The sequence below is a fragment of the Actinomadura sediminis genome (assembly GCF_042675525.1).
In the GTDB taxonomy this organism is placed as follows: Bacteria; Actinomycetota; Actinomycetes; order Streptosporangiales; family Streptosporangiaceae; genus Spirillospora; species Spirillospora sediminis.
In genome coordinates, this window is sequence record NZ_JBHTJA010000155.1 from 1 (window position 1) to 10,747 (window position 10,747).

At 75.0% G+C, this 10,747-nt stretch carries 9 protein-coding genes and 1 pseudogene; 6 read left to right on the forward strand and 4 right to left on the reverse strand.

What is annotated here, in order from left to right:
* The 4 genes from ACFQ11_RS35195 to ACFQ11_RS35210 form a co-directional block, all read left to right on the forward strand.
* The coding region (locus ACFQ11_RS35195) for a glycerate kinase (RefSeq protein WP_378306807.1) at window positions 1-592 on the forward strand (592 nt) is incomplete at its 5' end.
* A gap of 134 nt (window positions 593-726) precedes the next feature.
* Window positions 727-1,842, forward strand: coding sequence for an alanine dehydrogenase (ald, locus tag ACFQ11_RS35200; RefSeq protein WP_378306809.1), 1,116 nt, complete (start codon window positions 727-729; stop codon window positions 1,840-1,842).
* A 77-nt stretch (window positions 1,843-1,919) separates the two neighbouring features.
* Complete coding sequence (locus tag ACFQ11_RS35205) at window positions 1,920-2,510, forward strand: histidine phosphatase family protein (protein ID WP_378306811.1); 591 nt, start codon at window positions 1,920-1,922, stop codon at window positions 2,508-2,510.
* 68 nt (window positions 2,511-2,578) lie between these two features.
* A complete protein-coding gene (locus ACFQ11_RS35210) occupies window positions 2,579-2,878 on the forward strand; it encodes a metal-sensitive transcriptional regulator (protein WP_378306813.1) in 300 nt (99 codons plus the stop codon).
* Between the two features lie 17 nt (window positions 2,879-2,895).
* Here the strand turns inward: ACFQ11_RS35210 and ACFQ11_RS35215 are convergent, their stop codons facing one another.
* The 3 genes from ACFQ11_RS35215 to ggt form a co-directional block, all read right to left on the reverse strand.
* Entirely contained in the window at window positions 2,896-3,759 is an 864-nt protein-coding gene (locus ACFQ11_RS35215) for an oxygenase MpaB family protein (protein WP_378306815.1), read from the reverse strand.
* Window positions 3,760-3,897: 138 nt separating this feature from the next.
* Window positions 3,898-4,251 (reverse strand): divalent-cation tolerance protein CutA, encoded by a 354-nt coding sequence (cutA, locus tag ACFQ11_RS35220; RefSeq protein WP_378306817.1) that lies wholly within the window; start codon window positions 4,249-4,251, stop codon window positions 3,898-3,900.
* Window positions 4,252-4,302: 51 nt separating this feature from the next.
* Entirely contained in the window at window positions 4,303-6,222 is a 1,920-nt protein-coding gene (gene ggt, locus ACFQ11_RS35225) for a gamma-glutamyltransferase (protein WP_378306819.1), read from the reverse strand.
* A gap of 370 nt (window positions 6,223-6,592) precedes the next feature.
* On the opposite strand from ggt, the gene ACFQ11_RS35230 reads away from it, so the two are divergent.
* Window positions 6,593-8,377 (forward strand): APC family permease, encoded by a 1,785-nt coding sequence (locus ACFQ11_RS35230; protein ID WP_378306821.1) that lies wholly within the window; start codon window positions 6,593-6,595, stop codon window positions 8,375-8,377.
* 98 nt (window positions 8,378-8,475) lie between these two features.
* Window positions 8,476-10,440, forward strand: coding sequence for a hypothetical protein (locus ACFQ11_RS35235; RefSeq protein WP_378306823.1), 1,965 nt, complete (start codon window positions 8,476-8,478; stop codon window positions 10,438-10,440).
* On the opposite strand, the pseudogene ACFQ11_RS35240 reads toward ACFQ11_RS35235, so the two are convergent.
* Window positions 10,430-10,747 (reverse strand): annotated as a pseudogene (locus ACFQ11_RS35240) (hypothetical protein); the annotation flags it as partial. The gene ACFQ11_RS35235 and the pseudogene ACFQ11_RS35240 overlap by 11 nt on opposite strands.

Below are 10,747 nucleotides of genomic sequence, written 5' to 3' on the forward strand. Positions count from 1 at the left end.
CGAGGTGGTCGCGGCCGGTGACCCGGCGGACCCGCTGCTGATCGGCGGCGGCGCGGCGGCCGTGCTGGCGCCGCGCGCCGGCGCGGGCCTCGACGAGATCCGGGTGCTCGACGCGCGCCTGCGCCGCTGGGCCGACCTGGCCGAGGCGGCGACCCGCCGGACGGTCCGCGACCTGCCGGGCGCCGGGGCCGCGGGCGGCGCCGGGTTCGCCGCGCTCGCCTTCCTCGGCGCGACGATCGAGCCCGGCCCCGGCGTGCTGCTCGACGTCCTCGGTTTCGCCGACCGGGCCCGCGACGCGCACCTGGTCGTCACCGGGGAGGGCGTCCTCGACACCCGCTCGCTGCGCGGCGGCGCGCCGATCGGCGTCGCGCGGGCGGCGGCGCGGGCGGGCGTCCCGGTCGTCGCGGTGGCCGGGCGGCGCGGCCTCACCGGCGAGCAGCTCCGCAAGGCCCGCATCCAGGCGGTCTACGCGCTGGAGGACATCGAGCCCGACACGGGCCGCCGCGTCCGCCGGGCCGGGCCGCTGCTGGAGCAGCTGACGGTCGCGATCGCCGACGAGTGGCTCCCGCCGGTGCGCCGTCCGGAGAACTGACGGTCGCCTCCGGCTCCGGGTTTACACCCTGTCAGCGAAGACGGCGATGTGCTGCCATGCTGCGCGTGGCGGGCGGCGGCCCGCGGGCAGGACGCTGGAAAGGTACGGACGTCAGCCCCCACAAGGAGCCTTCCGTGAAGATCGGCGTACCCCGCGAGATCAAGAACCACGAGTACCGCGTGGCCATCACCCCGGCGGGAGTCCACGAGCTCACCCGCCACGACCACGAGGTGTTCGTCGAACGCGGCGCCGGCCTCGGCTCGGCGATCCCCGACGACGACTACACCGCCGCGGGCGCCAAGATCCTCGACTCGGCCGACGAGGTCTGGGCCGAGGGCGACCTGATCCTCAAGGTCAAGGAGCCGATCGCGCCCGAGTTCCACCGGATGCGCGAGGGGCAGGTCCTGTTCACGTACCTGCACCTGGCCGCGTCCCGCGAGTGCACCGACGCCCTGCTGTCCGCGGGCGTCACCGCGATCGCCTACGAGACCGTCCAGCTCCCCGACCGCGCGCTGCCGCTGCTCGCCCCGATGTCGGAGGTCGCCGGGCGGCTCGCCCCGCAGGTCGGCGCCTACCACCTGATGGCGTCCAACGGCGGGCGCGGCGTGCTGCCGGGCGGCGTGCCCGGCGTGGCGCCCGCGAAGGTCGTGGTGATCGGCGGCGGCGTGTCCGGCCTGAACGCCGCGCAGATCGCCGTGGGCATGGGCGCGGACGTCACCATCCTGGACGTCGACGTCGACCGGCTCCGCCGCATCGACGCGATCTACCAGGGCCGGGTCCGGACCCTCGTGTCGAACGCCCTCACCGTCGAGCAGCAGGCCCGCGCCGCCGACCTCGTGATCGGCGCGGTGCTGATCCCGGGCGCGAAGGCCCCGAAGCTGATCTCGAACGAGCTCGTCGCCGGGATGAAGACCGGGTCGGTGCTCGTCGACATCGCGATCGACCAGGGCGGCTGCTTCGCGGACTCGCGCCCCACCACCCACGACGACCCCGCCTACCGGGTGCACGGCTCCACGTTCTACTGCGTCGCGAACATGCCGGGGTCGGTGCCCAACACCTCCACGTACGCCCTCACCGGCGTGACGCTCCCGTACGCCGTCGCGATCGCCGGGAAGGGCTGGCGCGGCGCCCTGCGCGACGACGCGGCGCTGGCGCGCGGCCTCAACACGCACGCGGGCGAGATCGTCTACGACCACGTCGCCGAGGCCCACGGGCTGCCGTGGACCCCGCCGTCGTCCGTCCTCGGCTGAGCCCGCGGCCGCATCCCCCGGCGCGCCCCTCGGCCGGGGGATGCCGCCGGCGGGGGCGCGGTGCCTAGAGTGGGCGCATGGGCCAACTGATCATCGTGCGGCACGGCGAGACCGAGTGGAGCCGCGTCCGCCGGCACACCGGACGCACCGACCTCCCGCTGACCGACCGCGGCGAGGAGCAGGCCCGCGCGCTGCGCGCGCCGCTCGCCCGCCGCACGATCGTCCGCACGCTGGTCAGCCCGGCCGAGCGGGCGCGCCGCACGGCGGAGCTGGCGGGCCTGCCGGTGGACGACGTCGACGCCGACCTGTGGGAATGGGATTACGGGGGCTACGAGGGGATCACCTCGGCCCGCATCCGCGAGGACCGGCCCGGCTGGTTCCTGTGGGAGGACGGGGTGATCCCCGGCGACGCCGAACACCCCGGCGAGTCCGTCGAGCAGGTGGGCGCGCGCGCCGACGCCGTCCTGGCGCGGGTGCGCCCGCTCCTGGACGACGGGGACGTCGCGCTCGTCGCGCACGGGCACTACCTGCGCGTGCTCACGGCGCGCTGGCTCGGTCTGGAGCCCGCGTACGGACGGCTGTTCGCCCTCCGGACGGGGACGCTGTCGGAGCTCGGCACCGAGCACGACCGTCCGGTCATCTCGGCCTGGAACATCCCCCCGAACTAGCGCATAACATACCCCTGCGGGGGTGTTCCTCCCGACGTGCGAGGCCCCAACCGATTGCGAGGACCGAGATGGCGACCAGCGAGGCCCCCACGCGCGGCTACACCGCCACCAAGGACCAGCTGCAGACCCGGCTCCGCCGGATCGAGGGGCAGGTGCGCGGCATCGAGCGCATGGTCGAGGACGACCGCTACTGCATCGACATCCTCACCCAGATCAGCGCCGTCCAGGCCGCCCTCGACAAGGTCGCGCTCGGTCTCCTGGACGGCCACGTGCGGCACTGCGTCGCGGAGGGCGCCGAGGAGGGCAAGGGCGACGTCATGTCGACCGAGCTGATGGCCGCCGTCGGGCGCCTGATGCGCCGCGGCTGACCCGGCCGGGCCGCCGGTCAGGACGCGATCGTCCAGGCGGCCGCCTCGGTCTCGCGCTCGCGGGTGAGGCGCAGCGCGCGCCGCGCGTCCGGCGAGTAGCGGTACTTCTCGGGCACCGCGCGCGTCGTCCGGTACAGGCTCTTCAGCGCGAGCGTGGCCGCCAGATCCGACGTCGGCAGCCCGGGCAGCCCGTACATGCGGCGGGCCCAGCGCGGCAGCGTCGACACCGTGAGCGTCCCGACGGCGGGGGCGGCGAGCTTCAGCGGCAGCAGGCGGCGCGGGACGGCCGGGCTGAACATCCGCCGCAGGCCCGTGCGGGCCTCGTCGCACGCCCAGATGCGGCCGCGCATGTCGGCGTAGTAGTCCGCCATCTCCGCGACCGACGCGGGGACGTCCGCGGGGTCGAGGCCGACGACGGCGGCGGCCCGGCGCTGCTCGTCGACGAACCGGTCGGCGTCGCGGCCGCTCAGCGGCACGCCCGCGCGGCGCGCGACGTCGAGGTAGGAGTCGACCTCCCCCATGTGCACCCACAGCAGGTTCTCGGGATCGTCGACCGGGAACGTCTCGCCCGTCCGCATGTCGACGCCGGTCAGCTTGGAGTGCAGCCCGCGGACCCGCCGCCCCACCCGCTCGACGTCCTCCACCGGGCCGTAGGTGCGGACGCGGACGAACTCGACCGTCCGGGTCAGCCGCCCCCAGGCGGCGTCGGGCTTCATCAGCTCGGAGTTCTGCGCGGTCCCCCACATGGTGCGCGGATGCAGCGACTGCAGCAGCAGCGCCCGGATCCCGCCGATGATCAGGACCGGTTCGCCCATCACCCGCCACGTGACCGAGCCGGGCCCGAACAGCCCGTCGTCGGCCCCGGGTGTCTCGTCGTGCACGGCGGCCCCCCTTTCCTCGCGCCGAGGAAACCACGTCGACCCGCGTAATTGAAGACTTACCCAATGGTGGCGTGGATCACACGCGCGGGAACCGCCGGTTCGCGCTCGCCCGCGCCGGCCGATCCCCGCCGGCGCCGCCTATACCTCGTCCGGGTCCTCGCCGGGCTCGTCTCCCTCGGTCTGCTCGGCGATCCAGGCGAGGTAGTCCAGGCTCCCGGCCACCACCGGCGTCGCGATGATCTCGGGGGTGTCGTAGGAGTGCACGTCGGTGATCAGGGTGGCCAGCTCGTCGAACCGGTCGACGGTGGTCTTGAACAGCACCATCCACTCCTCCGCCGACTCGATCTCGCCCTCCCACCAGTAGGTGCTGGCGATCGGGCCGACGAGCTGGGCGCACGCCGCGAACCGCTCGGCGACCGCCGACTCGGCCAGTTCGGCCGCCTCGGCCCGCGAGTCGGTGGTGGTCGTCACCTGAACGTAAGACTGCGCCATGGGACGACTCCTTCCCCCTCGCGGACCGGGCACGCGTTCGGAATCCCCACGCTACCGGGCCGGTCTCACGACGAGCGCGCTGCCGCCGCCGCGCCGCTCCGGCTCGGCGACGGCCTGCACCAGGCCCGGCCGCAGGACCTCCAGCGCGTTCGCGGCGCCGATCACGCCCCGCGGCGGCCCCGCGAACGGCGCGAGCTCGTGCCCGCGCGCGCGGAGTTCGCCGCCGTACCGGTCGATGAACTCCTGCTCCGCGTAGACCAGCGGCGTGTTGCGCTGCGTGGCGCGGGGCGCGCCGAGCGCCGCGGGCAGGTCCATGCCGAGGTCGAGCCGGTTGACGAGGATCTGCAGCACCGTCGTGATGATCGTGGAGCCGCCCGGGGTGCCGAGCGCGAGCCGGGGGCGGCCGTCCTCCAGGACGATCGTCGGGGCCATGCTGCTGCGCGGGCGCTTGTGCGGGCCGGGCAGGTTCGGGTCGGGCGCCGCGCCGGGCGCGGGCGGCGCGAACGAGAAGTCGGTGAGCTGGTTGTTCAGCAGGAAGCCGCGGCCGGGGACGGTGATGCCGCTGCCGCCGAACTGCTCGATCGACAGCGTGTAGGACGCGACGTTGCCCCACCTGTCGGAGACGACGAGGTGGGTGGTCTGCGGGCCCTCGCGGGTGACGGGCGCCGCCGCGCCGCGCGCGGGCTCGCACGGCCCGTACCGTCCGTCCGGCGAACCGGGCGGGACGGGCGCCGCGGCGGCCTCGCCCGGCTTGACCAGGCACGCGCGCTCGCGGGCGAAGCCCTGCGACAGCAGCTCGCGGAGCGGGACGTCGACCTTGTCGGCGTCGCCGAGGTAGCGGCCCCGGTCGGCGTAGGCGAGCTTGGACGCCTCCAGGTAGAGGTGCAGCGCGTCCGCCGGGCGGTCCGCGTCGAGGTCGAACTCCTCGAGGATGTTCAGCGCCTCGCCGACGGTGGACCCGCCGGACGACGGCGGCGGCATCCCGTACACGTCGAGGCCGCGGTACGACACGTGCGTCGGCTTCCGGAGCTTCGCGCGGTAGGCGGCCAGGTCGCCCGGCCGCATCAGGCCGGGACGGACGGTGCGCCCGGAGCCGGGCGCGACCGGCGGGTCGGCGACCGTCCGCACGATCTCCCGGCCGAGGCGCCCCTCGTACAGCCAGTCGCCGCCGTACCGGGCGAGGGCGCGGTAGGTGTCGGCGAGGTCGGGGTTGCGGAACACCGACCCGACCTCGGGCACCTTCCCGCCGGGCAGGAACAGCTCCCGGGTGGGGGCGATGTCGCGGAAGCGCTCCTCGTTCACGGCCGTCTGGTCGTGGAACTCCCGGTCGACGACGAACCCGCGCTCGGCGACCTCGATGGCGGGCCGCAGCAGGTGCCGCAGCCTCCGCTTGCCGAACCGGTCGAGCGCCAGCTCCCACTGGGCGACCGTGCCGGGGACGCCGACGCCGAGCCCGCTGGTGACGGCCTCGCCGAACGGCAGCGGCTCGCCGGTCGCGGGGTCGATGAACGCGTCCTCGCGCATCGCCCCCGGCGCGGTCTCCCGGCCGTCGATGGAGTGGACGCGTCCGCTGCGGGCGTCGAAGTAGGTGATGAACCCGCCGCCGCCGATCGCGGCGACGTACGGCTCGGTGACGCCGAGGGTCGCGGCGGCGGCGACGGCCGCGTCCATCGCGGTGCCGCCGTGCTTCAGGACGTCCAGCGCCGTGCGGCTGGCGTACGGGTCGACCGTGGACACCGCGCCGCCGTACCCGGTCGCGACCGGCCGCTTGTCCGGCTGCGCCGGGGGCCCGGACGGGCGGGCGGACGCCGGGGCGGTCAGGGCGGCCGACGCGGCGAGGGCCGCGGCGGCGGCGACGGCCGCGGCCGGGCTCGTCCGGCGGAAACGGCGACCGCGCGGCCCGGGCCGAGCACCGGGCGGGTGGGCGCCGGACGTGCGCGGCGGGGGCGGAAGCGACGGGGAGCGGAACACCGAACCTCCTGAAGATCGCGGCGCCTCCACGGTGCCACCGATCTTCGCGGCGCGCCACCGTCCGCGCCGCCCGCCGCCCCGGGACGGCCGACACCGGCCGATCCCCAGGCGAATTTACTTTCCTCCGCACATATTGCGAATGGTGCGCACTGGAGCGCTCCCATTGAAACCGATTCGGTGTTAGCCCTCGGTGAGCACGCCGCTGCGCCGCGCCAACGGCTCCGGACTTTGGCAGGATTCGACAACAGCGACTGGGCATCGACTCCCCGGAAAACGTTGCATTTTCGGTCATACCTGGTGAATTCTTAGGGACTTCACCGACGGCCTCCGCGACCGGCGCCGTGGGGTCGGGTGCCAGGGGGGACCGCCTATGACCTGGGACATCCGCATGCGCACGAACATGTTCCGGCGCCTGCCCGTCGAGCAGGCGACCGGCCGGCTGTACGGCGGCCGGCACCGCCTTCGCGTGGTCTACCGGACCCGCGATCTGGTGGTGCTCGGCCTCGGAGTGATGATCGGCTCCGGCATTTTCAAGATCGCCGGAGAACAGGCGGCGGGGACGGCCGGACCCGCCGTCCTGGTGTCGTTCCTCATCGCCGGGTTCGTGTGCCTGCTGGCCGCGCTCGCCTATGCCGAACTGTCGTCGATCATTCCGGTGGCGGGCAGCGCCTACTCGTTCAGCTATGTCGCGTTCGGGGAGGTGTGGGCCTGGGTCGTGGGGTGGGCGCTGCTGATGGAGCTGCTGCTCGCCGCGTCCGTGCTCGCCCGCGTCTGGTCCCTGTACGCGACGCAGACGCTGCACGACTTCGGCGTCGCCGTCCCGCCCTGGCTCGGCGACCTGATCGGGCAGGAGAAGGGGCCCGACCTGTTCGCGCTGGGGATCCTGCTGCTGCTCGTGCTGATGCTCGCCACCGGCAGCCGGCTCGGCCTGCGCACGCTCTGGTTCATGGTGATGGCCAAGGTCGTCGTGATCGGCCTCGTCATCGTGGTCGGCCTGAAGTACTTCGAGCCCGGCAACCTCACGCCGCTCGTCCCGCCCGCGGAGCCCGCCCCCGAGGGCGGCCGGACCGTCCTGGACGCGCTGCTCGGCGCGTTCGGCGGCGGGACGCCGCACGCCTTCGGCGTCTGGGGGATCCTCGCCGCCGCGCCCGCGATCGCGTTCGCCTACATCGGGTTCGACCTCATCGCGACCGCGTCGGAGGAGACCGGCGACGCGCCCCGCAAGGTGCCGCGCGGCATCATCACCGCGCTCGTGTCCGCCGTCGTGCTGTACTCGGCCGTGGCCGTCGCGTTCGTCGGCATGGTCGGGATGGACGGCCTCGCCCGCCTCGACCAGGGCGGGCTGCTGCTCGCGACCGCGTTCGACGCGGCGGGCTCGGGCACGATGGCCAAGATCGTCGACATCGGGGCGGTGCTGGCGCTCACCACGGTCACCCTGGTGCTGCTGATCAGCCTCACCCGGGTGATCTTCTCGATGTCGCGGGACGGGCTGCTGCCGCGCCCGCTCGCCGGGATGAGCCGGTACCGGGTGCCGTCCCGCGCGACGCTGCTCGCGGGCGGCGCCGCGATCGTCATGTCGCAGACCGTGGACGTCCTCACCCTCGAGCAGCTCGTGGTGATCGGCACGCTGTTCGCGTTCCTGTTCGTCGCCGCGGCCGTCCCGACGCTGCGCCGCGCCCGTCCCGACCTGCACCGCCCGTTCCGGGTGCCCGCCGCGCACCTGACGGCGATGGTGACGATGGCGGCCATCGGCTGGCTGATGCTGAACCTCAACGTGCGGACGTGGGCGTACTTCATCGTCTGGATGCTCGTCGGGCTCCTGCTCTACCTCGTGTACGGGCGCCGCAAGAGCGAGCTGAAGCTGCTGCTGGACGAGCCCCCGGCGGACCGGCCCGTCCTGGACGCGCCGCCGCCCGGCCCGCCCCCGCCCGGCGGTCTGCCGCCCGGCGTCGAGCCCGTGGCCGGAGCACCGCTGTCCGCGCCGCCGCCGCGGCCGCCGGTCCCGGCGCCGGAGAGCCCGTACCCGACGGGCCGGTACGCGATGCGGCGCCCGGACGCGCCGCGGCCGCGCGACCCGCAGCAGACGTCGCCGGACCTGCGCCTGGACGAGGAGTGGGAGGAACCGCCGCACCCCGGCGGGCGGCACCGGCGCTGACGCGCCCCTCCGTGGCCGCATCCGGACGCGCATTGACCGGGCGGCGCGGCGCGTTCATGATCGCGGGCACAACGCCGCGGACCGTCCGGAGGTGGACGTTGCGTCTCCCACGCGCCCCGCTCGCCGCGCTCAGCGCGCTCGTCCTCGCGGTGGCCGGGCTCGCCGCCCTCGCCGCGCCGCCCGCCGCCGCGCGCGCCGACCGGGGATGCGACCCCGTCGACCCGGCCGCGTGCCTGCTGCCGTTCCCCAGCGACCGGTACACGGTCCCCGATCCGGGCACCCCGACCGGCCGCCGCGTGAACTTCCGGACGACGCTCCGCAACGCGCTCGGCGTGCCCGTCGCCCCGGAGGAGTGGAACCGTTCGGACGGCTTCTCCCCCGGGTCGATGCTGCTGAGCCGCGTCCCCGGCGTCGACCTCGCCCGCAGCGGCGCGGCCCCGGTCACCGACATCGGCGCGTCCCTGGCCCCGGACGCGCCCATCGTCGTCATCGACGCCGAGACCGGCGAGCGGTGGCCGTACTGGGCGGAGCTGGACGCGAACGCCCCCGAGGACCGCCGCGCGCTGATCGTCCGCCCGGCGCGCAACCTCCTGGAGGGCCGCCGCTACGTCGTGGCGCTGCGGAACCTGCGGGACGCCTCGGGCGCCCTGATCACTCCGAACCCGGCCTTCCGCGCGATCCTCGGACCCGATCTGCCCGCCGGGCATCCCCTGGACGAACGGCAGCGGTCGATGCGTCCCGTCCTGGACGACCTCGCCGCGCACGGCGTCGGCCGCGACGGCCTGTACCTCGCCTGGGACTTCACCGTCGCGAGCCGGGAGGGCCTCACCGGGCGGATGCTGCACATCCGCGACGACGCCCTCGCGCGCCTCGGCGACCGGTCGCCGTCCTTCCTCGTCACGCGGGTGCGCGAGGACGTCGACGAGCGGATCGCGCGCGAGGTCGAGGGCGTCGTGTGGGCGCCGGGCTATCTCGACCTGTACGGCGGGCCGCCGGGCTCGAAGTTCCGCCTCGGGCCGGGCGGGCTCCCGTCCCGGCTGCCCGGGAACGACCAGGCCGTCCCGTTCCGGTGCGAGATCCCCCGGGCGGCGTTCGACGAGCCCGCCCGTCCCGCCCTGTACGGGCACGGGCTGCTCGGGTCGCACGGGGAGGTCGGCGCGGGCAACGTCAAGGCGATGGCGGACGAGCACGGGTTCGTCTTCTGCGCGACGAAGTGGATCGGGATGGCCGACGAGGACGTCCCGAACGTCGTCTCGGCGCTCACCGACCTCACCCGCTTCCGGACGGTCGCCGACCGGCTCCAGCAGGGGATGCTGAACTTCGTCGTCCTGGGGCGCGCCATGACCCGCGGCTTCCCCGGCCACCCCGCGTTCCAGGACGGTTCGGGGGCGTCCCTCATCGACCGCGGCGCGCCGCTGACCTACGACGGCAACAGCCAGGGCGGCATCATGGGCGGCGCCCTCACCGCCGTCTCCCCCGACCTGCGCCGGGCCGTCCTCGGCGTCCCGGCCATGAACTACAGCACCATGCTGAACCGCAGCTCCGACTTCCCGCAGTACGCCCGCGTGTTCGACCTCTTCTACCCCGACAGGCTCGACCAGCAGATCGGGCTCGCGCTGATCCAGATGCTGTGGGACCGGGGCGAGGCCAACGGCTACGCGCAGCACATGACGGACGACCCGCTCCCGGGCACGCCCGCGCACCGGGTGCTGATGCACGTCGCGTTCGGCGACCATCAGGTGGCGAACGTGGCGTCGGACGTCCAGGCGCGCACGATCGGCGCGCGCGTCCACGCCCCGGCGCTGCGGCCGGGCCGCAGCCCGGACAAGGTCCCGTACTGGGGCGTTCCGGCCTTCGGCGCGTCCCACGACGGCTCGGCCATGGTCGTCTGGGACAGCGGCACGCCCGCCCCGCCCACCACGAACACCCCGCCCGCCGAGGGCCGCGATCCGCACTCGGACCCGCGGAACGACGCCGACGCCCGCCGGCAGAAGGCGATCTTCCTCGAGACCGGGCGGGTCGTGGACGTCTGCGGCGGCGGCCCCTGCGTGATCACGCCCTGACGCCGGCGTCCCGGGCGAGGGCGGCCGCGTCCAGGACGAGCCGCCCGTCGCGGCAGGCGCGCAGGAACGCGCGCTCGTGCGAGCGGAACGGGTCGCGAGTGCCGTTGGCGAGCCGGACGGGGCCGGGGTAGGAGGCGAGCGCGGCGATCGGGTCGGTGCCGCACACGGCCTCGACGGCCTGCGGGAACGCCGCGCTCGACAGCCCGCCGGCGAGCACCGCGTCGGCCGCCGGGCCGGGCAGCGCCCGGCGGAACGCCAGGGCGCCCGCCGCGTCGGCCTGGGCGGGCCACCGCCCGGCGAGCCGGCC